The 24595-nt window shown below is 69.7% G+C and carries 24 protein-coding genes and 1 pseudogene; 12 read left to right on the top strand and 13 right to left on the bottom strand.

Annotated elements, in window-relative coordinates:
* Positions 1–19 precede the first annotated feature (19 nt).
* Positions 20–985, bottom strand: a complete 966-nt coding sequence (locus tag A5648_RS00145) for an HpcH/HpaI aldolase/citrate lyase family protein (protein WP_065022597.1) — start codon at positions 983–985, stop codon at positions 20–22.
* A 24-nt stretch (positions 986–1009) separates the two neighbouring features.
* On the opposite strand from A5648_RS00145, the gene A5648_RS00140 reads away from it, so the two are divergent.
* From A5648_RS00140 to A5648_RS00125, 4 genes are all read left to right on the top strand, one after another.
* The gene (locus A5648_RS00140) at positions 1010–2308 is read left to right on the top strand and encodes a magnesium transporter MgtE N-terminal domain-containing protein (RefSeq protein WP_065022596.1); all 1299 of its coding nucleotides are present in this window, start codon (positions 1010–1012) and stop codon (positions 2306–2308) included.
* Complete coding sequence (locus A5648_RS00135) at positions 2305–2847, top strand: DUF1003 domain-containing protein (RefSeq protein ID WP_065022595.1); 543 nt, start codon at positions 2305–2307, stop codon at positions 2845–2847. Before A5648_RS00140 ends, A5648_RS00135 begins: the two co-directional genes overlap by 4 nt.
* 119 nt (positions 2848–2966) lie before the next feature.
* The gene (locus tag A5648_RS00130) at positions 2967–4331 is read left to right on the top strand and encodes a lytic transglycosylase domain-containing protein (RefSeq protein ID WP_065022594.1); all 1365 of its coding nucleotides are present in this window, start codon (positions 2967–2969) and stop codon (positions 4329–4331) included.
* A gap of 49 nt (positions 4332–4380) precedes the next feature.
* Positions 4381–5535, top strand: coding sequence for an Mrp/NBP35 family ATP-binding protein (locus A5648_RS00125; protein ID WP_065022593.1), 1155 nt, complete (start codon positions 4381–4383; stop codon positions 5533–5535).
* 18 nt (positions 5536–5553) lie between these two features.
* Here A5648_RS00125 and tatB read toward each other — a convergent pair whose 3' ends face one another.
* The 4 genes from tatB to sigE all read right to left on the bottom strand — a co-directional run bounded on the left by tatB (position 5554) and on the right by sigE (position 8872).
* Positions 5554–5946, bottom strand: a complete 393-nt coding sequence (tatB, locus tag A5648_RS00120) for a Sec-independent protein translocase protein TatB (protein ID WP_065022592.1) — start codon at positions 5944–5946, stop codon at positions 5554–5556.
* An 11-nt stretch (positions 5947–5957) separates the two neighbouring features.
* Positions 5958–7457, bottom strand: coding sequence for a serine protease HtrA (htrA, locus tag A5648_RS00115; RefSeq protein WP_065022591.1), 1500 nt, complete (start codon positions 7455–7457; stop codon positions 5958–5960).
* Positions 7458–7539: 82 nt separating this feature from the next.
* Positions 7540–7947 (bottom strand): anti-sigma E factor RseA, encoded by a 408-nt coding sequence (rseA, locus tag A5648_RS00110; protein WP_065022590.1) that lies wholly within the window; start codon positions 7945–7947, stop codon positions 7540–7542.
* Between the two features lie 133 nt (positions 7948–8080).
* The gene (gene sigE, locus A5648_RS00105; protein ID WP_065022589.1) at positions 8081–8872 is read right to left on the bottom strand and encodes an RNA polymerase sigma factor SigE; all 792 of its coding nucleotides are present in this window, start codon (positions 8870–8872) and stop codon (positions 8081–8083) included.
* Positions 8873–9064: 192 nt separating this feature from the next.
* On the opposite strand from sigE, the gene A5648_RS00100 reads away from it, so the two are divergent.
* The 6 genes from A5648_RS00100 to A5648_RS24770 all read left to right on the top strand — a co-directional run bounded on the left by A5648_RS00100 (position 9065) and on the right by A5648_RS24770 (position 15172).
* Positions 9065–9733 carry an O-methyltransferase gene (locus A5648_RS00100; RefSeq protein ID WP_065022588.1) on the top strand — a complete coding sequence of 223 codons (669 nt, stop codon included), beginning with the start codon at positions 9065–9067 and terminating at the stop codon, positions 9731–9733.
* Between the two features lie 123 nt (positions 9734–9856).
* Positions 9857–10489 carry a TetR/AcrR family transcriptional regulator gene (locus A5648_RS00095; protein ID WP_065022587.1) on the top strand — a complete coding sequence of 211 codons (633 nt, stop codon included), beginning with the start codon at positions 9857–9859 and terminating at the stop codon, positions 10487–10489.
* Positions 10479–11384 carry an ABC transporter ATP-binding protein gene (locus A5648_RS00090; protein WP_065022586.1) on the top strand — a complete coding sequence of 302 codons (906 nt, stop codon included), beginning with the start codon at positions 10479–10481 and terminating at the stop codon, positions 11382–11384. Before A5648_RS00095 ends, A5648_RS00090 begins: the two co-directional genes overlap by 11 nt.
* Positions 11381–13021, top strand: a complete 1641-nt coding sequence (locus tag A5648_RS00085) for an ABC transporter permease (protein ID WP_207511541.1) — start codon at positions 11381–11383, stop codon at positions 13019–13021. The genes A5648_RS00090 and A5648_RS00085 overlap by 4 nt, the downstream gene beginning before the upstream one ends.
* A 10-nt stretch (positions 13022–13031) precedes the next feature.
* Positions 13032–13706, top strand: a complete 675-nt coding sequence (locus tag A5648_RS00080) for a methyltransferase family protein (protein WP_065022585.1) — start codon at positions 13032–13034, stop codon at positions 13704–13706.
* 281 nt (positions 13707–13987) lie between these two features.
* Complete coding sequence (locus tag A5648_RS24770) at positions 13988–15172, top strand: DUF2599 domain-containing protein (RefSeq protein ID WP_065022584.1); 1185 nt, start codon at positions 13988–13990, stop codon at positions 15170–15172.
* A gap of 16 nt (positions 15173–15188) precedes the next feature.
* Here the strand turns inward: A5648_RS24770 and glgC are convergent, their stop codons facing one another.
* A complete protein-coding gene (gene glgC / locus A5648_RS00070) occupies positions 15189–16403 on the bottom strand; it encodes a glucose-1-phosphate adenylyltransferase (protein WP_065022583.1) in 1215 nt (404 codons plus the stop codon).
* Between the two features lie 123 nt (positions 16404–16526).
* On the opposite strand from glgC, the gene glgA reads away from it, so the two are divergent.
* Positions 16527–17690: a glycogen synthase gene (gene glgA / locus A5648_RS00065; protein ID WP_065022582.1), complete on the top strand. Its 1164-nt coding sequence runs from the start codon at positions 16527–16529 to the stop codon at positions 17688–17690.
* Positions 17691–17701: 11 nt separating this feature from the next.
* On the opposite strand, the gene A5648_RS00060 is transcribed toward glgA, so the two are convergent.
* From A5648_RS00060 to A5648_RS00030, 7 genes and pseudogenes are all read right to left on the bottom strand, one after another.
* Entirely contained in the window at positions 17702–17869 is a 168-nt protein-coding gene (locus A5648_RS00060) for a DUF3117 domain-containing protein (RefSeq protein WP_003885506.1), read from the bottom strand.
* A 158-nt stretch (positions 17870–18027) separates the two neighbouring features.
* Positions 18028–18624 carry a DNA-3-methyladenine glycosylase I gene (locus A5648_RS00055; RefSeq protein WP_065022581.1) on the bottom strand — a complete coding sequence of 199 codons (597 nt, stop codon included), beginning with the start codon at positions 18622–18624 and terminating at the stop codon, positions 18028–18030.
* Entirely contained in the window at positions 18621–18932 is a 312-nt protein-coding gene (locus tag A5648_RS00050; RefSeq protein ID WP_065022580.1) for a DivIVA domain-containing protein, read from the bottom strand. Before A5648_RS00050 ends, A5648_RS00055 begins: the two co-directional genes overlap by 4 nt.
* 19 nt (positions 18933–18951) lie before the next feature.
* Positions 18952–19896: a glucosyl-3-phosphoglycerate synthase gene (locus A5648_RS00045; RefSeq protein WP_065022579.1), complete on the bottom strand. Its 945-nt coding sequence runs from the start codon at positions 19894–19896 to the stop codon at positions 18952–18954.
* A pseudogene (gene folP, locus A5648_RS00040) lies at positions 19893–20874 on the bottom strand (dihydropteroate synthase). The gene A5648_RS00045 and the pseudogene folP overlap by 4 nt, the downstream one beginning before the upstream one ends.
* Positions 20799–22577, bottom strand: coding sequence for a long-chain-acyl-CoA synthetase FadD6 (gene fadD6, locus A5648_RS00035; protein WP_065022676.1), 1779 nt, complete (start codon positions 22575–22577; stop codon positions 20799–20801). The pseudogene folP and the gene fadD6 overlap by 76 nt, the downstream one beginning before the upstream one ends.
* Positions 22578–22615: 38 nt before the next feature.
* Positions 22616–23179: a TIGR00730 family Rossman fold protein gene (locus tag A5648_RS00030; RefSeq protein ID WP_082966250.1), complete on the bottom strand. Its 564-nt coding sequence runs from the start codon at positions 23177–23179 to the stop codon at positions 22616–22618.
* A gap of 47 nt (positions 23180–23226) precedes the next feature.
* Here A5648_RS00030 and A5648_RS00025 point away from each other — a divergent pair.
* Positions 23227–24595: AAA family ATPase (locus tag A5648_RS00025; RefSeq protein WP_065022576.1), on the top strand; the 1369-nt coding region annotated here is incomplete at its 3' end.

The raw sequence follows: 24595 nt of genomic DNA, 5'->3' as shown, positions 1-24595 counted from the left end.
CCTTGGTGCCGGCCGTCCTTCAGGCTGGCGGCTCGAACGGCGGTGCCTCCCGGCGCATTCCGGCCGCGCGGCCCTTGCCGGCCACCACCAATGCCATCTTGCGGCTGGCCTCGTCGAGCATCTCGTCGCCGAGCATCACCGCGCCGCGGGCGCCGCCGGCGTGCGAGGTGTGCCAAGCGTAGGCCTCCAGGATCAGCTCGGCATGGTCATACTCGGCCTGCCTGGGACTGAAGATCTCGTTGCCCGCCGCGATCTGGTCGGGGTGCAGCACCCATTTGCCGTCGAACCCGAGGGCGGCCGAACGCCCGGCCACCCGCCGGAACGCCTCGACGTCGCGGACCTTCAGATAGGGGCCGTCGACGGCGGCGATCCCGTGGGCGCGCGCGGCGACCAGGATCGTCATCAGCACATGGTGGTAGGCGTCGCCTTCGGTGTAACCCTCGGGCTGCTCGCCGACCTCCAGGGTGCGGGTGTTGAGGCTGGCCATCAGGTCGGCCGGACCGAGCACCAGCGCCTGCACCCGGGGCGCGGCGGCGATGGCGTTGATGTTGGTCAGGCCGCGGGCGTCCTCGATCTGGGCGTCGATGCCGATCTGCCCGACCGGCAGGCCGTGCACCGTCTCCAACTGGGTCAACAGCAGGTCGAGGGCCTGCACGTGGGAGGCGTCGGACACCTTGGGCAACACCACCACATCCAGGCGGGACCCGGCGGCGCCGACGGCCGAGACCACCTCGATCAGATCCGCGTGGGTCCACGGCGTGGTCCAGTCGTTGACCCGCACGCCCAGCAACGGCGCCGTCCAGCCCGGTGCGGTGAGCGCTTCGGCCACTCGGGTCCGAGCCTGCTCCTTGGCAGCCGGGGCGACGGCGTCCTCCAAATCGAGGAAGATCTCGTCGGCGGGCAGACCCTTGGCCTTGTCGATCATCTTCTGGCTGCTGCCGGGCACCGACAGGCAGGTACGGCGGGGGCGATATGCGTTGGTCACCTAAACACTCCTACCCTTTCAACCATGGCGTCGAGCAACAGGGTTTACGCAGCGCGGCTCGCGCGGATGCTGGTGCTGGGCCCGTTCGGCGAATCCGTTGGCCGGGTGCGCGATGTGGTGCTCAGTCTCAGCATCGTGCGTCAGCAGCCGCGTGTGCTGGGACTCGTCGTCGAATTGCCCACCCGCAGACGCATTTTCGTCCCGATTCTGCGGGTCGCGGCGATCGAGCCCAACGCGGTGACGCTCAACACCGGAACGGTGTCACTGCGCAAGTTCGATCAGCGGCCCGGTGAGGTGCTGGCGCTGGGGCAGGTTCTCGACACCAAGGTCCGCGTCACCGATCCCGAGCTGCCGGAGTTGGCCGACGTCGACGTGACGATCACCGACCTGGCCATCGAGCAGAGCCGCACGCGCGACTGGCTGGTGACGCGGATCGCGGTGCGGCACTCCCGACGGCTGGGCCGGCGCGCCGCCGTACACATCGTGGACTGGCGCAACGTGCAGGGCCTGACCCCCTCCGCTCTGGCCATGCCCGGACAGGGCGTGGCCCAGCTGCTGCAGCAATTCGAGGGCTGGCGGCCGATCGAGGTGGCCGACGCGATCCGCGAGCTGCCGCCCAAGCGCCGCTACGAGGTGATCAACGCCCTGGACAACGCGCGACTGGCCGACATCCTGCAGGAACTCCCGGAAGAGCGCCAGACCGTCGTGCTGGGTCAGCTGGGCACCGAACGCGCCGCCGACGTCCTGGAGGAAATGGATCCCGACGACGCCGCCGACCTGCTGGGGGCGATGAACCCGACCGAGGCCGAGGCACTGCTGGCGCGGATGGACCCCGACGACTCCGATCCGGTGCGCCGCCTGCTGGAGCACTCCCCCGACACCGCGGGCGGGTTGATGACCTCCAACCCGGTGGTGCTGACCGCCGACACCTCGGTCGCCGAGGCGCTGGCCCGGGTCCGGGACCCCGACCTGACCCCGGCGCTGTCGTCGCTGGTGTTCGTCACCCGGGCGCCTACGGCCACGCCGACCGGCCACTACCTGGGCTGTGTTCCGCTGCAGCGGTTGCTGCGGGTGCCACCGGCCGAACTCATCGGCGGATTCGTCGACTCCGACCTGCCGGTGCTGAACCCGGAGGTGTCGCTGGCGGAGCTGACCCGCTACTTCGCCGCCTACAATCTGGTCTGCGGGCCGGTGCTCGACGAACAGAATCACCTGCTGGGCGCGGTGACGGTCGACGACGTGCTGGACCACCTGCTGCCGCGCGACTGGCGCGAAACCCCCGAGCCGGACCTGGGGCCGAAACTCGCCGGGAGGCCGTCATGACCGACCGCTCGTCATCGCAGCGGCTCTCCACCCCGCGCACCTCACGGCTGCCCGGCCTGCGGATGGACCCGGATGCGCTGGGCCGGTTCACCGAGGGGGTGGCACGGTTCTTCGGCACCGGGCGCTACCTGGCCATTCAGACCGTGCTGGTGGTGGGCTGGATTCTGCTGAACGTCTACGCGGTCAGTCTGAAGTGGGACCCCTACCCGTTCATCCTGCTCAACCTGGCGTTCTCCACCCAGGCCGCCTACGCCGCACCGCTGATCCTGCTGGCCCAGAACCGGCAGGAGAACCGTGACCGGGTCAGCCTCGACGAAGACCGCCGCCGCGCCGCGCAGACCAAGGCCGACACCGAGTACCTGGCCCGCGAACTGGCGTCGTTGCGGTTGGCGGTCGGCGAGGTCGCCACCCGCGATTACCTGCACCACGAGCTCGAGCGGGTCCGGGAATTGCTCGAGGAGATGCGGCCCGAGTCCGACCTGGCCGGCCCGGAGTCCGCACCCGCCCGCTCGGCTCTACCGCGTGACGAACGGGCATAACCGACACCAGCGAGACCGGTGTTAGGTATGGTGACCTAGTTCACGAAGCGGAAGCGGCTTCACCCAGGCGTTTCCGAGGCTTTTCCAACGCCTTTCCGAGGCGGACAAGGGGCGGTCGAGTGCCTACAGGGGGCGGTGCAGCCGAGCACCTGTCCCGCGCGGCCAGATGGCGGCGGGCAGCCCGTGCTGCGCTGCGCCCCGCGTTCGGCCTGGCGTTCATCACCCCGTTGGTGTTCGCCGGTGCCGTGGGTGCAACGCCTCGCTCCCCGTCGAGCTCGCTCCCCCTGCGCAACGCCGCGGTGACCCCGCTGGCGGCGGTGCACACTTCATCCCCCGGGTCCTCCGGGCGCTCGTCGGGTCCCGCCGTCGTCGCGGTGCAGCGTGCCCAGCCGAACGTGCGCGTGGCGGCGGGCGCCGCGGCGGCGCCGCCGGCGGCCGTCGTCTACGCGCCGGGCACCCTGGGCATCCCCAAGACGGCGCTGGCGGCCTACCGCAACGCCGAAAATCAGATGTCGGTCGCCGCCCCCGAATGTGGGATCAGCTGGAATCTGCTGGCCGGGATCGGCCGCATCGAGTCGGCGCATGCCAACGGCGGCGCCACCGACGCGCGCGGCACCGCGCTGCAGCCGATCTACGGACCGGCGCTGGACGGGACGCTGCCGGGCAACGAGGTCATCGTGGCCAGCAGTGCTCCCGGACGAGTCGTCTACGCCCGCGCCATGGGGCCGATGCAGTTTCTGCCGGGAACCTGGTCGCGCTACGCCGCCGACGGTGACGGCGACGGCCGCGCCGACCCGCAGAACGTCTACGACGCGACGCTGGCGGCAGCGCGGTACCTGTGCAGCGGCGGACTCAACCTGCGCGAGCAGTCGCATGTCCTGACCGCGATCCTGCGCTACAACAACTCGATGGCTTATGCCGAGAACGTGATGGGCTGGGCGGCGGCCTACGCCACCGGGGTGGCGCCGGTGGATCTGCCGCCGATCATCGGTCCGGCGCCGCCGATCGCGGACCTGCACCTCGAGCACCTGGGACACCCGGAGGGCCTCGGGCCCGAATCGTTCAGCATGCACGGGATGTCGCCGATCCAGCAGACCGCCGGATCCTCCCTGATCGACCTGGGTCAGCCGAGCATGGAGAACCAGCTGGCCAACGTGCCCTGGCTCCCGCCGTGGATGGCCTCCCCCGAGCAGCGGCAGCAACAACAGCTGCCGCGTCCCTCGGCGGCGTGCCGGATGATCTGCCTGGAGCCGCAGGCCGGGACCGCCCCGGCGGGTCCTCCCCCTGCCGTCCCGCCGGCACCTTTCGGTGCCCCCGACGCGCCGCAGCCGGCGCCCGCGCCGACGCCGGCCGACGCCGTCCCGCCCGCCCCGATGGCCGCCGACGAACCACCCGCACCCGGCGCCCAGGCCCCCGCGATCGCGGCTCCGCCCATTCCCGCGGGCACGCCACCGGAAGCGCCGCAGGCCGTCCCGCCGGCCTGACCGAGATCGCGGTGGGGGGCTGTCGCCCACTGGCCTAGACTCGTCTTCGATGTCCAAGACACAAGACGACACCGCCGCCCTGCACGACGCGATCTACGCCGCACTGGGCACCGTGTTGGACCCCGACATTCAGCGCCCGATCACCGACCTGGGCATGGTCAAGAGCATCGAGATCGCTGACGACCACAGCGTGCACGTCACGATCTACCTGACGATCGCCGGCTGCCCGATGAAGACCGAGATCACCAACATGGTGACCCGGGCGGTCAGCGACGTTCCCGGCACCGGCCCGGTCAAGGTCACGCTGGACGTGTTCAGCGACGAGCAGCGCGCCGAGCTGCGCAAACAGCTGCGCGGCGACGCCAAGGAGCCGGTCATCCCGTTCGCCCAACCGGGCTCGCTGACCAAGGTGTACGCGATCGCCTCGGGCAAGGGCGGGGTCGGAAAGTCCAGTGTCACGGTCAATCTCGCCGTGGCGCTGGCCGAGCGCGGCCTGTCGGTCGGGGTGCTCGACGCCGACATCTACGGCCACTCGGTGCCGCGGATGATGGGCGTCACGGCGCTGCCCACGCAGGTCGACTCGATGATCATGCCGCCGATCGGCTACGGCGTGAAGGTGATCTCGATCGCGATGTTCACCAAGGGCAACACCCCGGTGGTCTGGCGCGGCCCGATGCTGCACCGCGCGTTGCAGCAGTTCCTGGCCGACGTCTACTGGGGCGACCTGGATGTGCTGCTGCTCGACCTGCCGCCGGGCACCGGCGACATCGCGATCTCGGTGGCCCAGTTGGTCCCGCCGGCCGAGATTCTGGTGGTGACCACTCCGCAGCAGGCGGCCGCCGAGGTGGCCGAGCGTGCCGGGGCGATCGCCCTGCAGACCCGCCAGCAGGTCGTCGGCGTGGTGGAGAACATGGCCGGGCTGGCGCTGCCCGACGGATCCACCATGCACCTGTTCGGCGAGGGCGGCGGCGAGCGGGTCGCCGAGCGGCTGACCCGGGCGATGGGCCGCGACGTGCCGCTGCTGGGTCAGGTGCCGATCGACAGTGAGATGGTGACCGGCGGCGACTCCGGCTCCCCGGTGGTACTCCAGCCGGACTCGGTAGCCGGCAAGGAGCTGCGCCGGATCGCCGATCAGCTGGCCACCCGCGGACGCGGGCTGGTCGGGATGTCGCTGGGACTGAACACCGGCAACACCCAGCGCTGAAGGGCTACCGCCAGCGGGTCAGGTGGCGTCGGCGTCGAACGGTGCCCCGGATGTCCCGGAAACCGGTCCGGGAGCCGCGATCGGCGCGGGTATCGCGGCGCGCGGATCCTCGGCCAAGGAACCGACCGCGGTGAACAGCGAATCATCCCCGTCGAGCAGATGCTTGGTCAGCGCGGCCTGCGGGGTCATCCCGCGGAGCTTCTGCAGTTCGCTCAGCGGCGCGCGCAGGTCGTCGAACTCCGGGCCGATCTCGTCGCGCAGCTGATCGGTGGCGTTGGTGACGTACTCGCGGGCCTGACGCAACGCGTTCGCGGTCCAGCGGATCGCCCCCGGGAGCCGCTCCGGGCCCAGGATCACCAACCCGACCACCACGAGGACCAGCATCTCCCCCCAGCCGACATTGGCGAACATCAGCCGAACATCTAGCCGTCGCCGGTGGGGGTCACGTTCAACGTGACATTGCGCCCGTCGCGGACCACCTCGACGGGCGCTTCCTTGCCGATGGTCAACTGACGCACCGCAACGACGAATTCGTCGGCGTTCGCGACGGTGCGGTCACCGATCTTGACCACCACGTCGTTCTCCAGGATGCCGCCCTTCTCCGCGGGGCTGCCCACCTTGACGTTGGCGATCTGCGCGCCCGAGGCGATCGCGTTGCTGACCGACCGCGCGCTCACCCCCAGCGAGGGGTGCACGATCTTGCCGTCTTTGATCAGCGCTTCGGCGACCGTCTTCATCTCATTGACCGGAATCGCGAATCCCAGGCCACTGGCGCTGTCGGACAACGACTTTCCGGCGGTGTTGATCCCGACCAGCTGCGCGTCCATGTCGATCAGCGCGCCACCGGAGTTGCCGTGGTTGATCGAGGCGTCGGTCTGCACCGCGTCGATGACGGTGTCGGTGTCGGAGTCCTCGCCCGACAGCGGCACCGGCCGGTGGACGGCACTGATGATGCCGTGGGTGACGGTGCTGCGCAGGCCCAGCGGGGCACCGGCGGCGATCACCTCGTCGCCGACCCGGATCTTGTCGGAGTCGCCGAGACGGGCCACGGACAGGTTGTCGACGTTGTCCACCTTGAGCACGGCCAGGTCGGTCTTGGGGTCGCGGCCCACCAGGTTGGCCAGCACCTCTTTGCCGTCGTTGAACACCACGGTGGTCTTGAACTTGCTGGGGTTGTTGGCCGCTTCGGAGATGACGTGGTTGTTGGTGACGATGTAGCCCTTGCCGTCGATGACCACCCCGGAGCCCTGCATGCCCTGATCGTCGCTGACCGATTCGACGGTCACCACGGAATTGGCGATGGCTTCAGCGACCTTGGCGAACCGGCCGGCCGGCTCCTCGGCGTTGCCCTTGGTCGACAAGGTCACCTTCGAGGTGGTGAACGCCTCGACGACCTGCGCGGTGGTACGCCCGACCCAGCCGCCGACCAGCCCGATGGCCAGCGCGATCGCGGCCAGGACGCCCAGCGCGCGGTAGGAGACGCGGTCACCGAACAGCACGTCGCGCACGCCGAGCCGCCCGCCCAGGTCCCCCGACGCCCGCGGCGGCGGCGCGACAATGGCGGGCGCACCCAGCCCGGCGCCCGCGGCGGGGTCACGCCACGGGTCGTCGGTCTCTTCGAACTCGTCCGGCTTGCCGTTGCGTCCCAGCGCGCCGGCGTCGGCCGGATGACGCTGCAACGAGGGACCGGCACCGAAGGGACGGCCGAACGCCTCCTTGAGCACCGGGTCAGGCGGCAGGTCGCGCGGGGCGTACTCGCCCTGATCGCGGTATTTCTTGGGCCGCACGTCGGCGGGGATGAACGATCCGGGCACCCCGTCGGGCCGGCCGAAGGCCTTTTGGGACGCGTTGTCCACGGGAGGCCGGTAGACAGGCCGCGGCGCCAGGCGGTTACCGCCGGCGTTCTCGTTGTTGGAGCTCACCTATTCCTCTTCCGGTCCCCGTCGGCTTCCAGGCGCCGCAAGCGAAGCGCTACTGGCGCGCTGGCGCCGCATCGCATCCACCTTACCGACGTTTGCGGCGATCCTGCGGCTTGCCGTCGGCGAACCGGTTGGGCATCGGCGTCGTGGGCTCATCGGGTGGAGAGTCGGCGGGACAGTCGGGGATCTGGGACAGCAGGCCGAGCAGCGAGGAGGGAATCCGGATCGGATGCGAATCCCGCAGCGCCGACCGGGCCCGGCCCTGATACTCCACTTCGGCTGCGCAGTCGGGGCACAACGACAGGTGGTGAGCGGCGCGCAGGTGGGCGTTCATCCGCAACTCGCCGTCGACGTAGGCGGCGATCGCTTCGCTGCACAGGTGCTCGGTGGATCCGAACTGGCGTGGGGCGCCGACCGGGGCGTCACTCTGCGAGGCGAATTGCGCGGGAAGCCAGGAGAACGCGCGACGGAAGACACCTCCGCGTTCCGTCACCTCCGGACTCCTTCCGTCACACGGCGATACGCCTGGCGTTCACACCGAAAATTTCCCTATAAGAATCGTCCTTATAAGAATGTAGCGCGATACGGCGCGTCCACGCGGCAACCCGAGGTGGCGGCGGCGTGACTCAGCCTGCCGCGACACCGCCGAAAGCGGCCCCGTCGCGCTGGCCGGGACGGTCGGCGAGGTAGTCGCGCAGCGCCTGGCGACCCCGGTGAATGCGGCTGCGCACGGTGCCCAGCTTCACCCCCAGGGTGGCGCCGACCTCTTCGTAGGACAGCCCTTCGATGTCACACAGCACCACGGCCGCCCGGAACTCCGGGGCCAACGAGTCCAGCGCCGCCTGCAGGTCAGGATCCAGCCGTGCATCGTGGTAGATCTGCTCGGGGTCGGGCTCGTCGGCCGGGACCCGGTCGTAATCCTCGGGCAGCGCCTCCATCCGCACCCGCCCACGCCTGCGCACCATGTCCAGGAACAGGTTGGTGGTGATCCGGTGCAGCCAGCCCTCGAATGTCCCGGGCTGGTAGTTGTGCAGCGAGCGGAACACCCGGATGAAGGTCTCCTGGGTCAGATCCTCCGCGTCCTGCTGGTTACCCGACAGTCGGTAGGCCAGCCGGTACACCCGGTCGGCGTGCTGCCGCACCAATTCGTCCCACGACGGCATGGCCGCCACGTCCCCGGTGGCGTCGAACACCGCGGTGCCCTGCGGCTCCTCCGAAGGCTCCACCCATTCGGCGTCGGCGTAGCGGTCCGAGTGGGTGGTCGGGTGCGACATGGCGACCGGGGGCAGCAAAGTGGTTATGGCGACGTCCTCCGTATCCGGGCAGCCGTCAGGCGACGACAGCGTGTTATCGCGGTCAACGTGCGCCGGGCCCCTCGTATTCCGAGCGTCTCGAGGCCGGTTCCTACCTCGTTCCATGCCGCTACCGTTGCCTATCGCGGTATGTCGGCTCTGTGTCGGCCCTGAACGCCGACTGTGAACTTGTGTTCGAATACGCCGCAGGGTGCGTCGATGGATCCGGATAACAGTTCGGACACGGACTGCGTCCCGGGCGTGTCGCGCAGGCGAGCCGCTACCCCGGCGTCCCCGGGTGTGTCCTACGCTGCGCACATGGCCAGCACCGACGACACTTCCGGGCCGCAGCCGCCGCAAAGCCGCGCGGACGCCCTCCTGGCGCACGCCGAGGCCTCGATGTCCGAAGACGCGGTCCTGGCCGCCGCCCGCGACCGGGCCGGCGAGATCGGCGTCGCCTCGATCAGCGCGGCGGTGGGCGCGCTGCTGGCCCTGTTGACCAAGCTCAGTGGCGGCAAGGCCGTGGTCGAGGTCGGCACCGGGGCCGGCGTCAGCGGGCTGTGGCTGCTGTCGGGCATGGGCGAAGACGGTGTTCTGACCACCATCGACATCGAGCCCGAGCACCAGCGCACCGCCAAGCAGGCGTTCGGCGACGCCGGTATCGGGCCGTCGCGGACCCGGTTCATCAGCGGCCGCGCCCAAGAAGTCCTGACCCGTCTCGCCGACGAGTCCTACGACCTGGTTTTCGTCGACGCCGACCCGATCGACCAGCCCGGATACGTGCTGGAGGCGGTGCGGTTGCTGCGGGCCGGCGGGGTGGTGGTGCTGCACCGAGCGGCACTCGGTGGCCGGGCGGGCGACCCGACGGCCAACGACGCCGAGGTGATCGCGGTGCGCGAGGCGGCGCGGTTGATCGCCGAGGATGAGCGACTGACCCCGGCTCTGATTCCGCTGGGCGACGGGCTGTTGGCCGCGGTCCGCGACTAGTTCCCCTCTTTTTCCGCCGAGCAGTCACGAAAGCCCCCATTCCGGGCCTGAAATAGGGGCTTTCGCGACTGCTCGCGCCAAGGTGCTTGACCGAGGACTGAACACGCGTTTAGCATATTGAACATGCGTTCAGTCGATCTGACGGCCAGCGCGAAGATCCGTGACGCGGCGATCGAGCAGTTCGGTCGGCATGGCTTCGGGGTGAGCGTGCGGGCGATCGCCGAAGCGGCCGGGGTCAGCGCCGCCCTGGTCATTCACCACTTCGGCTCCAAAGAAGGACTGCGCAGGGCCTGTGACGAGTTCGTCGCCGAGGAGATCCGCAGCGGAAAATCCGAGGCGATGCGCTCGACGGATCCGGCGACCTGGTTCGCCGCAATGGCCGAAATCGAGTCCTACGCACCAATGATGGCGTACGTGGTCCGCACCATGCAGTCCGGCGGCGAACTGGCAAATACCTTGTGGCGGCGGATGATCGACAACGCCGAGGGGTACCTCGACGAGGGTGTGCGCGCCGGCACCCTCAAACCCAGCCGCAACCCCCAGGCCAGGGCGAGATACCTGGCCATCACCAGCGGAGGCGGATTCCTCCTGTATCTGCAGATGCACGAGAACCCCACCGATCTGCGCGCCGTGTTGCGCGACTACGCCCAAGACATGGTGCTGCCCGCACTCGAGGTCTACACCGAGGGCCTGATGACCGACCGCACCATGTACGACGCCTTCCTGAAAGAACAAGGGGGACCCGATGCGATCTGACAACCGTTGGCCGGCGATCGAAATCCGCGGACTGGAAAAGAATTTCGGTGCGGTCAAGGCACTCGACGGCCTGGATATGACCGTGCACGCCGGCGAGGTCCACGGCTTTCTCGGGCCCAACGGCGCCGGCAAGTCCACCACTATCCGGATCCTGCTGGGCCTGGTCCGGGCCGATAGTGGGACGGTGCGCCTGCTCGGCGGCAACCCCTGGACCGACGCGGTCGATCTGCACCGGGAGATCGCCTACGTGCCAGGCGATGTCACATTGTGGCCGTCCCTGACCGGCGGCGAGATCATCGACCTGCTGGCCCGGATGCGCGGCGGAATCGACGAACGGCGGCGTGACGAGTTGATCGAACGCTTCGACTTGGACCCCAGCAAGAAGGCCCGCACCTACTCGAAAGGCAACCGCCAGAAGGTCTCGCTGATCTCGGCGTTCTCCTCCCACGCCCGGCTGCTTTTGCTCGACGAGCCCAGCAGCGGACTGGATCCGTTGATGGAGAATGTATTCCAGCAGTGCGTCGCCGAGGCGAGCCGGCGCGGGGCCACCGTCCTGCTGTCCAGCCATATCCTGGCCGAGACCGAGAAACTGTGTCAGCGGGTGACGATCATCCGGGCCGGGCGCGTCATCGAGAGCGGCTCGCTGGATTCGCTGCGCCACCTGCACCGCACCTCGATTCAAGCCGACTTGGCGAGCGACCCCGGCGATCTCACCCGAATCCCGGGCGTGTCGGACGTGCACTACAACGGCACCGTGCTGCACGCGCAGGTCGACAGCGCCAGCCTCGGCGAGCTCATCGCCGCGCTCGGTGCCGCCGGCGTGCGCAGCCTCACCAGCCGCCCGCCGACCCTGGAAGAGTTGTTCTTGCGGCACTACGACACGGTGCGAGCATGACCACCGCTGTTGCCCACCAAGCACATCCGGGCTTTCGGCCGTCCGGGAACACTTCAGAGCTCTCCGGCACCGTCGGCTTGCTTCGGCTCTATCTGCGCCGCGACCGCGTCGTCCTGCCACTCTGGGTGCTGCTGCTCTCATTGCCGCTGGCCGGCGTCTACATCGGCAGCATCCAGGCCATTTACCCCACCGCAGCCGACCGCGCCGGCCTGGCCGCGACAATCATGGCCAGCCCGGCCCAGCGCGCCATGTACGGGCAGGTCTACAACGACAGTCTCGGCGCGGTGGGCATCTGGAAGGCCGGGATCTTCCACCTGCTGATCGCGGTGGCGGTGATACTGACCGTCATAAGGCACACCCGCGCCGACGAGGAGACCGGCCGCACCGAGTTGATCGACTCGACCGCGGTGGGCCGCTATGCCGGGCTGACCGGCGCACTGCTGCTGGCGTCCGGCGCCTCGGTGGCCACCGGCATCATCGGCGCGGCAGGGCTGCTCACCACCGAGGTGCCGGCAGCCGGATCGTTCGCGTTCGGGGCGGCGCTGGCCTGTTCCGGGCTGGTGTTCACCGCGGTGGCGGCGGTGGCAGCGCAGCTGTCTCCGGGCGCCCGGTTCGCCCGCGGCGCCGCGTTCGGCGTGCTGGCCGCCGCCTTCACGCTGCGCGCGGTCGGTGACGCCGGCTCCGGCGCGCTGTCGTGGCTCTCACCGCTCGGCTGGTCACTACAGGTCCGGCCCTACGCGGGTGAGCGCTGGTGGGTGCTGCTGCTGCATCTGACGGCGGCGGCCGCCCTCACCGGGTTGGCCTACCGGCTCGCCGCCCGTCGCGATGTCGGCGCCGGGCTGCTGGCCGATCGTCCCGGTCCGCGCCGGGCGGCGCCGGCGCTGGCCGGGGCCTTCGGTTTGGCGTGGCGGCTGGATCGCGGCGCACTGCTGCTGTGGACGACGGGCTTGGTGCTCTACGGGTTGCTGGTCGGCAGCGTGGTTCACGGCATCGGCGACGAGGTCGGCAGTGACAGCGCTCGCGAGATCGTCGTCCGGTTGGGCGGGACCGCGGCACTGGAGCAGGCTTTCGTCGCGGTGGCGTTCACCATGCTGGGCATGGTCGCAGCCGCCTTCGCGGTGTCGCTGGTGTTGCGGCTGCACCAGGAGGAAGCCGCAGCGCGCGCCGAGACCCTGTTCGCCGGTTCGCTCGGGCGTGACCGTTGGCTGGCAAGCCATCTGGTGATCGCGCTGGCCGGATCGGCGCTCGCGATGCTGGCCGCCGGAGTGGTGGCCGGCACCGTCTACGGGGCTGCGGTCGGCGACGTCGGCGGAGAGCTGGCCACGGTGGTCGCCAGCGCCGCGGTGCAGTTGCCCGCGGTCTGGTTGCCCGCGGCGGTAGTGGTGGCGCTGTTCGGTCTGGCCCCGCGGTTTGCTCCCGCCGGGTGGACGGTGCTGATCGGGTTCGTCGCGCTGTATCTGCTCGGCTCGATCTCCGGCCTGCCGCAGTGGCTGCTGGACCTCGAGCCGTTCGCCCACGTCCCGTTAGTCGGCACCGGTGACTTCAGCGTCGTGCCGCTGGTGATGCTGCTGGTGCTCGACGCCGCACTGATCACCCTCGGCGGCTGGGCATTCCGCCGCCGAGACCTGAAGGCCTGAGGAGGCAGAGGTGAAAACTGTTGGCAAAGGTCTCCTTTCAGCTGCGTTAGGCCTGATCGCGTTCGGGCTGCTGCTGTTCGTGCCGGCCGGAACACTGCACTACTGGCAAGCCTGGGTGTTCCTGGCGGTGTTCGCGGTGTCCACCTGGATTCCCAGCATCTACTTGTTACGTACCAATCCGGCCGCGCTGGATCGGCGGATGCGCGTCGGACCGCTGGCGGAGACGCGGACCTTGCAGCGGGTCGTCATCACCGTCATATTCATCTGCTTCCCGGCGATGTTCGTACTGAGCGCGCTGGATCACCGACTCGGATGGTCGACGGTACCGACGCCGGTCTGCCTCTTCGGCGATGTCCTGGTGGCGACCGGGCTTGGCGTCGCGATGTTGGTGGTCGCTCAAAACGGTTATGCGGCCGCTAATGTCACTGTGGAGTCTGGCCAGACGCTGGTCTCGACAGGCTTGTACGGACTGGTGCGCCACCCGATGTACACCGGCAACGTCTTCCTGATGGTCGGCGTCCCACTCGCGCTCGACTCCTACTGGGGGCTGGTCGTCCTGCCGGTTGGACTTATCGTGCTGGTGCTGCGCATCCGGGACGAGGAGCGGTTGCTCACCGAAGAGCTCAGCGGCTACCGCGAGTACACCCGGCGGGTTCGGTACCGCTTGGTCCCCTATCTCTGGTAAACCCCGATCGGAGGACGGCTGATCGGTAACCAGTTCTGGTTCGTCTCCGGTCACGGCGAAGCATCGAACTACGTGACTACCCGTTACGAGACGTCGGCTGGCGCGGCTCCCTGCAATCCGACAAGCCGGAGATCGTCGCCGCCCTCGCCGAATTGAACCGCTGACCGCGAACACCGGAAGTACTTCCACCGTCCGACCTTCATAGGCGCCAGAAGTGGCTTACAGTCTCCTGAACATCACCTGTTAGTTCGACAGGTGTCTTCCGGGAGGACGTTCGAGTCATGCGCACACCACGGCGGAGCATCGCCACCGTCCGGCCTTCCCGCGGCGTCCGGGCGGCCGGTTTCGGCGCCGCACTGAGCGCCTCGCTGCTGGCAACCACACCGGTGCTCACCGCCGCACCCGCGCAGGCGGACTGGGACTGGGCAATCGATTTCGCCGAGCCGATGGCGGCCGCACCGGCGGCGGGCACCGACCTGGGCAGCCTGATGACGATTGCCCAGGCCTGGGTGGACCAACTCGATCCGTCGACCCACACGCTGTTGTCCGGCGTGATCGACGCGGTGTCGGGGTGGGCGGGGCCGGGCCAGGCCTTCGACCTTGCCGCCTGGTTCGACCAACTCTTCTACGCCCCGCTGCACGCCGGCCTGCAGGAGTGGCTCGCCGGCCCGTTCGGAGAGTTCAGCGCCGTCCTGATCAACGCACCGTTCGTCATGCTGTTCGGCCGCGACCTGATCGGCGACGGCATCGACGGCTTCGACGGCGCCAACACCAGCGTGTTCGGACAGTGGGGCGGGTTCGGCGACGCCGGCGACGGCGGATTCCTGTTCGGCAATGGCGGAGCCGGTGTCGACGGGGCGGGCGGTGCCGGCGGCCCCGGTGGTCAGGCCGGGTTCTTCGGCCACGGCGGGGCAGGCGGCCTCGGCGCTGACGGCGGCGCCGGCGGTGACGGCGGGGCCGGCGGCTGGTTCATGGGAATCGGGGGCAGCGGCGGTACCGGCGGGGCGGGCGGCGCCGGCGGCGACGGCGGCGTGGGCGGGTTGTTGTTCGGCCGCGGCGGCGACGGCGGATTCGGCGGCGAGGGCGGTGCCGGCGGCTTCGGCGGCGCGGGTGGCTGGCTGGGCGCCGCGGGCATCAGCGCGTCGCCCTACGTCGAGGACACCCGGTGGGTGACCTACGAGGACGGGACCAGCCTGCGGGTCTATCCGACCGACACCGGCCGAGCCCAGGCCGGTGAGCCCGGCACCATGCGCCAGGGCGAGCAGGCCTGGTCGGAGGTGGTCAAACGCGACCCGGACGCCAATACGCCCGGGATGCGGGAACAGTTCCTGTGCCACTGGCAGTTTGCCGAGTTCATCCAGCCCGGCAAGACCAGTTGGAACCTGGAGCCGTGGCGCCCGGTGGTCAGCACCTTGAGCCTGTTGGCCAACGGCTGCAATGCCGGCGGCGCCGAGGAACCGTTCTAGCCCTGGCGGCGATCGTCTAGATCCAGACGCCCTTGCCGACCGCGACCACGCCGCCGGCGCTGATCGAGAACCGCTCGCGGTCCTTCTCCAAGTCGACGCCGATCATCTCACCGGGGCCGACCACCACGTTCTTGTCCAAGATCGCGTGCCGTACCACCGCGCCGCGCCCGACCCGCGTCCCGGGCATGATGACGCTGTCCTCCACGATCGCGCCGTCGTCGATCACGACGTTCGACGACAGCACCGAATTGCGCACCGAGCCGGCCGAGATGACACTGCCCGCGCCCACCACCGACTCCTGCGCCGTCCCACCGTTGACGAACTTCGCCGGCGCCAGGTTCTCCGTCGCGCCGCGGATCGGCCAGCGATTGTTGTACAGGTTGAAGATCGGATGCGCCGACACCAGGTCCATGTGGGCGTCGTAGAACGCGTCCAGGGTTCCGACGTCGCGCCAGTAGCCGCGGTCGCGTTCGGTGGCTCCGGGCACCTCGTTGACGGAGAAGTCGTAGACCGCGGCCATCCCGTCGGCGACCAAGCGCGGGATGATGTCGCCGCCCATGTCGTGGTCGGAGTGGTCATCGTCGGCGTCGGCACGGATCGCGTCGATCAGCACCTTGGTGGTGAAGATGTAGTTGCCCATCGAGACATAGGTGCTCTCCGGATCGTCGGGCGTGCCGGGCGGATTCGCCGGCTTCTCCAGAAAACCCCGGATCCACCCGGAGTCGTCGGCGTCGATGCAGCCGAACGATGACGCCTCGGCCCGCGGCACCCGGACCCCGGCGACCGTGGCGCCGGCCCCGCTGTCGATGTGGAAGCGCACCATCTGTTCGGGGTCCATCCGGTACACGTGGTCCGCCCCGAAAACCACGATGTAGTCCGGGTCTTCGTCGAAGATCAGGTTCAGCGACTGGTAGATGGCATCCGCGGAGCCGGTGTACCAGCGCGGCCCGAGCCGCTGCTGGGCGGGCACCGGGGTGATGTACTCCCCGGCCAGGCCGCTCAGGCGCCAGTTCTGCGAGATGTGCCGGTCCAGCGAATGCGACTTGTACTGTGTCAGAACACAGATCCGCAGGTAGCGCGCGTTGACCAGATTCGACAGCACGAAATCGATCAGCCGGTAGGCGCCCCCGAAGGGAACCGCCGGCTTGGCGCGGTCCGCGGTCAGCGGGTGTAGCCGCTTGCCTTCCCCCCCGGCCAGGACGATGCCCAGCACGTGCGGCAATTCCCTCATGCCACCAAACCTATCGGCCGCTTCGGCACCCTGCCAGCCGGACAGCACGATTGGCGAAGCTTCTCACAGGTTGCCGGTCGTTCGCCGCGCGTCCGGCCGCCCGCGACCGCTACCGTGCGGGTTATGCGGGTAGCGATGCTGACCCGGGAATATCCCCCGGAGATCTACGGTGGCGCGGGCGTGCATGTCACGAACCTGGTCGAAGCGCTGCGGCGGTTGTGTCACGTCGACGTGCATTGCATGGGGGCGCCGCGGCCGGGCGCGCAGGCGCATCAGCCGGATCCGGCGCTGCGCGATGCGAATCCGGCACTGGGGACACTGTCGGCCGACCTGACGATGGCCGACGCCGTGGGCACGGCCGACGTCGCGCACTCGCACACCTGGTACACCGCCTTGGCGGGCCGTCTGGCGGCCTTGCTGCACGACATCCCGCATGTGCTGACCGCGCATTCGCTGGAGCCGCTGCGGCCCTGGAAAGCCGAGCAGCTGGGCGCCGGCTACCGGGTGTCGTCGTGGGCCGAACAGCTGGGAACCACGGCCGCCGACGCCGTGATCGCCGTCAGTTCGGCGATGCGCGAGGACCTGCTGCGGGTCTATCCGGAGCTGCGACCCGACCGGGTGCATGTCGTCTACAGCGGCATCGACACCGACGTGTGGTGTCCGCAGCAGGCCGGATCCGACTCCTCGATGCTGGCTGATCTCGGCGTCGATCCGGACCGGCCCATGGTGGCGTTCGTCGGACGGATCACCCGGCAGAAGGGGGTGGCTCATCTGGTGGCCGCCGCGCACCGGTTTCACCCGGAAGCCCAGCTGGTGTTGTGTGCCGGCGCTCCCGACACACCGGAGATCGCCGCCGAGATGAGCGCCGCGGTCAGCGAGCTCGCCGCGGCCCGCAGCGGGGTGTTCTGGATCCAGGAAACCCCGCCCGCGCGGCAGATCCGCGAATTACTTTCGGCAGCAACGGTGTTCGTCTGCCCGTCGATCTATGAGCCGTTGGGCATCGTCAACCTCGAGGCGATGGCCTGCGCCACGGCGGTGGTGGCCTCCGACGTTGGCGGCATACCGGAGGTGGTGCGCGACGGCGTCACCGGTTCGCTGGTGCACTACGACGCCGCCGAGCCCGCGGGTTTCCGCAACGGCCTCGCCGAGGCGGTCAACGCGCTGATCAGCGACCCGGGGCGGGCACGGCGCTACGGCGACGCGGGTCGACTCCGCTGCGTCGAGGTCTTTTCGTGGTCGCGAGTGGCCGAGCAGACCCTGGCGATCTATCGACAGGTGGGCGGCTAGCCGGCCCGAAGTCAGCTCGTGACGGCCTTGAGCTCGTCGCCCAGTGCAGCGGCCTCGTCCGGAGTCAACTCGACGACCAGTCGCCCGCCACCTTCGAGGGGTACCCGCATCACGATGCCGCGCCCCTCTTTGGTCGCTTCCAGTGGACCGTCACCGGTCCGGGGCTTCATCGCCGCCATCGAGTGCTCCCTCCAGGTACCAGCCCACCGGCCGTGCCCTTGATCTGCGCCGGTTGTGCACCGCGGTCGCAGCGTCCGGCATCGAACTGCAAATTCACTCGCCCATTCTCCCCTATCGGCGACGCCGCGTGCACAAGACCCGATTCCGGAGTTGTATTTTAGTGCATCTGTGCGGTTACCGGCGGTACCCAACACGTCTGTAGATGGTCGTCAACCATGCCCGTGGCCTGCATCAATGCGTAAGCGGTGGTGGGTCCGACGAATCGGAACCCGCGACGCTTCAATTCGCGCGCCATGGCCGTCGATTCCGGCGTGACGGCCGGAATTGCCGACAGCTGCACCGGTCGGGGACGCGGCGGCGGGGCGAACGACCACAACAGCTCCGCCAAATCGGTGGATCCCAAGTCCACGGTCGCGCGCGCGTTGGCGATCGTCGCCTCGATCTTGGCCCGGTTGCGCACGATGCCGGCGTCGTCCAGCAGTCGTGCCACGTCGGCGTCGGTGTAGCGCGCGACGGTCTCGACATCGAAACCGGCGAAGGCGCGCCGGAAATTCTCCCGCTTGCGCAGAATCACCAGCCACGACAGCCCGCTCTGAAATGCCTCCAGGCTGATCCGCTCGAACAGCGCGGTGGTCTCGCGGACCGGACGCCCCCACTCCTGGTCGTGGTAGTCGCGATACAGCGCCGAGCCGTCCGACCAGCCGCACCGGACCAGGCCGTCGTCGGGCGGGCCGTCGTCGGGCGGGCCGGTCAACTCGGCCCCGAGGGGTTCCCGGCAAGGGCCTGCGCCGCGGCGAGCTGCCCGCGCAGTTGGTCGAGCTCGGCGCCGAGCCGCTCCAGCACCCAGTCGACCTCGCCGGTGTGGTAGCCGCGCAGTACCTGCGAGAACTTGACCGCCTCGACGTCGGCGCCGGTTACCCCGGAGGCCGGAAGCATGGTCGCAGTCGTCCCCCGGGGCAGCGGCGGTAGTTGCTCACCCCGGCCGAACAGCACGCTGGCCACCCCGAACAGCAGCAGCGCGGTCAGGACGAGCACGACGAGATACAGCAACACCAGTGTCACGGCATCGATAGTGCCTCATTCAGTGGCGCAGGGTGTTCATCGGCGGCCGATCCACCAGCGACAGCGGCGTGGTGCGCGGCAGGTAGTCCAATCCCTCTGGACCGTCGGCGAAGAACTGGGTGAGCCCGACGCCGGAGTCCGGAACCCCGCAACGCGACAGCAGGGTGGCCACCACCTGCCGGCTCATCACGGCCAACTCGGCCAGCGGGCGGTTGCGGTGGGCCCGCACACCCAGGTTGACCTGAGCGATCGCTTCCAGCCCCAACCGGTCGTAGGTGTCGATCAGCAATCCGATCTCCACCCCGTAGCCCGGCGCGAACGGCACCGACGCCAGCAGCTCGCGACTGCCCGCGTATTCACCGCCCAGCGGCTGCAGCACGGCGCCCAGTTCGGGGCGCAGCGCGGTCAGCAGCGGCCGGGCGACCAGCTCGGTCACCCGGCCGCCCCCGTTGGCGTCCTCGGTGCCGTTGACCTTCAGCGGCCGCCGGTAGAAGCCCTTGACCAGGTGGACACCGTCGCCGGTGAGCAGGGGCCCGACCAGCTTGGGGACGAACATCGGGTCGGGGTTGATCAGGTCGGAGTCGACGAAGACCACGATGTCGCCGCTGGTCGCCGCCAGGGAGCGCCACAGGGCTTCGCCCTTGCCGGGCTGCGGTGCGACCTCCGGGACCGCTTGCTCCCGGCTGACCACCCGCGCGCCGGCGGCGATGGAGCGGATCTCGGTGTCGTCGGTGGAGCCGGAGTCCAGCACGATCAATTCGTCGACCAGGTTGTCGACCAGCGGGGTGATGCTGTCGATGACCGATTCGATGGTGGCCTGCTCGTTCAATGCGGGCAGCACCACCGAGATGGTGCGGCCGGTCTTGGCCTTAGCCGTCAGCAGTTCGGCAACCGTCCAGTCCGGACGGCTCCAGGTGCGCCCGGCCAGCCGGGTGTCACCCAGCCCCGCGACCAGGTCGGTCATGCAAGTCCCCTTACTGTGCGGGTCGGGGCCCGCACGCCCTGGATGGATGCCACCATCTCCAGCACGCGCCGGGTCGGCCCGACCTCGTGTACCCGAAACATCCGGGCACCGGCGGCTGCCGCCAACGCGGTGGCCGCCAACGTTCCTTCCAGCCGTTCGGTCAGACCCACGCCGAGGGTCTCACCGATGAAGTCTTTGTTGGAGAGCGCCATCAGCACCGGCCATCCGGTACCGACCAGCTTCTCCGTGTGTCGCAACAACGCTAGCCCGTGGAAGGTGTTCTTGCCGAAATCATGGGTGGGATCGATCAGCACCCGGTCGGCCATGACCCCGGCCGCCACCGCCCGTTGCGCAGCCGCGGTGACCTCATTGATCACTGCCTCCACCACCCCGTCGACGCTGTTGCCGTAGTTCACCCGGAACGGTCGGGTGCGCGGTTGGGCGCCCCCGGTATGCGAACAGACCAGGCCCGCCCCGAATTCCGCGGCAACCGCCGGCAGGTCCGGGTCGACTCCGCCCCAGGTGTCGTTGATCAGGTCGGCGCCGGCCGCGCAGGCGCGTTTGGCCACCTCCGCACGCCAGGTGTCGACGCTGATCAGCTGGTTCGGATAGGCGCTGCGCAGCCATTCGATGAAGGGAACCACCCGGGCGGTCTCGGTGTCGGCGTCGACGGTCTGTCCCGGCCCGGCCTTGACCCCTCCGACGTCGATGACGTCGGCACCGTCGGCCACCGCGGCATGCACCGCGGACTTGGCCGCCTCGTCGCTGAAGGTGGCGCCCGCGTCGTAGAAGGAGTCGGGGGTGCGGTTGACGATCGCCATGATCAGCGCGCGATCGGCCGCCACCGGACGACCGCAGAGGGTGGACTGCACGGTTCTATGGTGCCTGGTGACGTGTAGGCGTCAGCCTCGCGGTCGTTTGCCGGCCGCCACTTCGCCGGGATAGCCCTCGTAGAAGGGCACGTAGCCCTCGTCGCAGCCGGCCAGCACATACAGCGGGTCCTCGACGCCGCCGCCGTAGCCCTGCTCGCGCAACTCCACCTTGCGGCTCTTGAACGTGGTGGTGTGCGACATGGACTCCACCAGCCGCACGAACAGCGGGACCGCATACAGCGGCAGCCGGTCGCAGACCACCGCGGCCAGACCGCGCCCGTCGAACGTCGCGCCGTCGCGCAGCTTGACCGCGGCCATCCCGGCCCGGCCCCCGGTGTCGGGCACTTCGACGCCGTAGACCGCGCACTCCTCGACCGACTCGTCGGCACTCAAGGCGGCTTCGACCTGCGTGGTGGCGACGTTCTCGCCCTTCCACCGGAAGGTGTCGCCGAGCCGGTCGGCGAACGCGGCGTGCCCCAGGCCCTGCGGGGTCATCAGGTCGCCGGTGTTGAACCAGCAGTCGCCATCCTTGAACGCGTTGCGCACCAGCTTCTTCTCGGTGGCTTCCGGGTCGGTGTAGCCGTCGAACGGCGACATCTTGTTCACCGGGGACAGCAGCAGGCCGGGCTGCCCGGGCGGTACCCGGCGCACCCAGCCGTCGTCGCCGCGCTGCGGCTGGCCGGTGTCGGGGTCGTAGTGCACGTAGGCCAGCGGCAACGGGTAGATGCCGGCACTGCGGGGCATGTTGAACACGTTGAGGAACGCGGCGTTGCCCTCGCTGGCTCCGTAGAACTCGCAGATCCGGTTGATTCCGAACCGGCGGGCGAACTCGTCCCAGATCTCGGGTCGCAGGCCGTTGCCACAGATCACCCGGACCCGGTGGCTGCGGTCGGTCGGCTTGGGCGGCTGGTTGAGCAGGTAGCGGCAGACTTCGCCGATGTAGACGAAGGCGGTGGCCTGGTAGTCGATCACCTCGTCCCAGAACCGCGACGCCGAGAACGAGCGGCCCAGCGCCAGTGTCGCTCCGGCGTTGAGCACCGACGACACCGCGACCGTCAGCGCGTTGTTGTGGTACAGCGGCAGGCAGCAGTACAGGGTGTCATTGCCGCGCAGGCGCAGTCCGAGTCCGCCGAACGCCGCCAGCGCCCGCAACCACCGGTAATGGGTCATCACGCTGGCCTTGGGGTAGCCGGTGGTGCCCGAGGTGAAGATGTAGAAGGCGGTGTCCTTGGCCAGCACCGCCGCCACCGAGGCCGGGTTGCCGGCGGGCGCGGTGGCGGCCAGCCGCTCCAGCTCCTCGATGGTCTCCGGCCGGTCCGGCGCGCCGCTGTCGTGCACGGCATCGACCAGATCCGATTCCGCGACAAGGAGTTTGGCGTCCAGCAGGCCCAGGCTGTGCGCCAATACGTCGCCGCGCTGGTGATAGTTGACCATGCCGGCGACCGCGCCGCATTTGGCGACGGCCAGCATCATCAACACCGCGTTGGGTGAGTTGCGCAGCATGATCCCGACGACGTCGCCGTGGCCGATACCGCGGGCGGCCAGCACCGCGGCGTAGCGGTTGACGGTCTCGTTGGCCTCGCGGTAGGTCAGCCGCTGCTCGCCGAATCGGAGGAAGACCCGGTCGCCGAACTTCGCGGCGCGCTCCTGAAAGACCTTGCCGATCGACGCCTTGGAGGTGGGCCGGGCCAGCAGGCCGGTCCGCACTCCCCGCAGGATCGACGGGGCGTCGGCAACCAGCCCCGGCAACCGGGCCGCGATCTCGGTGAGTCCTACCCGGGTGACCGCGCCGGAGTTGTGATCGGACACGCTGTTCTCCCGTTTCGCCAACTCAAGGACGACTCAGCTTAGTCGACACCAGCGGTATCGGGTGCGCAGGCGGCCAACGCCGCCTCCAGCTCGTCGACCACCAGCAGCCGGTCCATCGCGCGCCGGGACACGAAGCCCGCCTCGATCAGCCCCGACAGCCAGGTCCACAGCCCGTCGTAGTGGCCGTCGGGATCCAACAGCACCACCGGTTTGTCGTGCATGCCCAGGTACCCGCCGGTCCAGGTCTCGAACAGCTCCTCCAGCGTGCCGATCCCGCCGGGCAGGGTCAGGAACGCGTCGGCACGCTCGTCCATGACCTGCTTGCGCTCCCGCATGGTGTCGGTGACGATCAGCTCGTCGGACTCCACGTCGGCCACCTCGCGGTGCAGCAGGGCCTTGGGGATCACCCCGACGGTGCGGCCGCCGTGCTGCCGGACCGCCACCGCCAGCGCTCCCATCGCCGAGACGTTGCCGCCGCCCCACACCAGCGTCCAACCCCGTTCGGCGATGGCCGCACCGACCTTGGCGGCCAGCGCCAGCAGGCCCGGATCAGTGGGGCCCGACGCGCAGTAGACGCACACCGCCCATTCGCTCGACCGCACATCCGAAAGGCTAACCGGCGACTGGCGCAGACCGTAAAATCTCCGCGATGCCGATCCGGTGGAACGTCCCCGAGCACTCGGCCGCCCTGCGTCGGCTCACCGAAGCGCTCGACGCTGACCGAAAGCGCGCCGGCGCGGTGGTGCTCGGCCCCGACGGCTGCGGAAAGTCCACCCTGGCCCGGCTGGCCGCCGAAGACCGTGCCCGGCGGCACCCGCAGACCCGCATCCGCTGGGTGATCGGCACCCCCGCGGAGCGCACCGTGCCGTTCGGCGCACTGAGCCACCTGGTCCAGGTCGCCGAGATCGGCAAGCCCGCCGCGCTGCTGCGGGCGGCGCGGGAATCGCTGGTCGCAGGCCTTGACGACGGCGAGTTGCTGCTGGTTGTCGACGACGCCCATCAGCTCGACATCCTCTCGGCGACGCTGGTCTACCAGCTGGCGCTGACCGGTGCGGCCCGGATGATCATCACCGGATGCGCCGACGGTGCGCCGGTGGCCCCGCCGCCCATCGCCGCGCTGTGGGGCGATGACCTGCTGGACCGTATCGACATCGCGGCACCAGACGAGGCGACCCACGCCGGCCACGACGTCGCTGATATCGAAGCCTTCCTGGCCGCGTTGCCGGGCCCCGCCCGCGCGGCGCTGGACTACCTGGCCGTTCTCGAGCCGCTGGCCTTGGCCGACCTGACCCGGCTGGCCGGTGCCGAAGCGGTCGGGCAGGCCGAGGAGCTCGGGGTACTGGAGACCCGCACCCGCGGCGGCCACGGCCCGGACCCGGTCGTCTACACCGCCCACCCGCTGTTCGCCGAGCGGGCCCTGCAGGCCCTGGGCGGCCGCGACGGTCAAGCCGCCCGCCGGCTGCGCACCGAAGTGGTCGCCGTGCTGGCGGAGCGGCCGTGCGAGCACGTCGGCGAGCAGCTGCGGCTGGCGGCGCTGACCGCCGCCAGCGACGCACCGCAGCCCGCTGCGGACCTGGTCGACGCGGCGCAGCAGGCGCTGCGGCTGGGCGATCTGGAACTGGGTGAGCGGCTGGCGCGCAGCGCCTTGGACCGCTCCGATCACCTGCCGGCCCGGCTGGCGCTGGCGCACGCGCTGGGCTGGCAGGGCCGCGGACGCGAGGCCGACGCGGTGCTGTCGGCGGTCGACCCGGCCGGATTGACCGAACCGGAGCTGATGGCCTGGGCGTTGCCGCGGGCCGCGAACCAGTTCTTCATGCTGGGCGAACCCGAACGCGCCACCGCGTTTTTGGCCGCCACCCGTGGCCGCGTCACCGGGGCGAGCCCGCGCATCACCTTGGATGCGCTCGGCGCGACGTTCGCGATGAACGCCGGCAATATCGGCCGCGCCGCACACAGCGCCGCGGCGCTGCCGGCCCAGGCCACCGCCATGTCGTCGGCGGCCGGATCGGCCAGCACCG

It is taken from the genome of Mycolicibacter sinensis (genome assembly GCF_001673565.1).
GTDB classification, from domain to species: Bacteria; Actinomycetota; Actinomycetes; order Mycobacteriales; family Mycobacteriaceae; genus Mycobacterium; species Mycobacterium sinense_C.
Note: the sequence above shows the minus strand (reverse complement) of the source record. Positions and strands in the feature narration are given on the sequence as shown.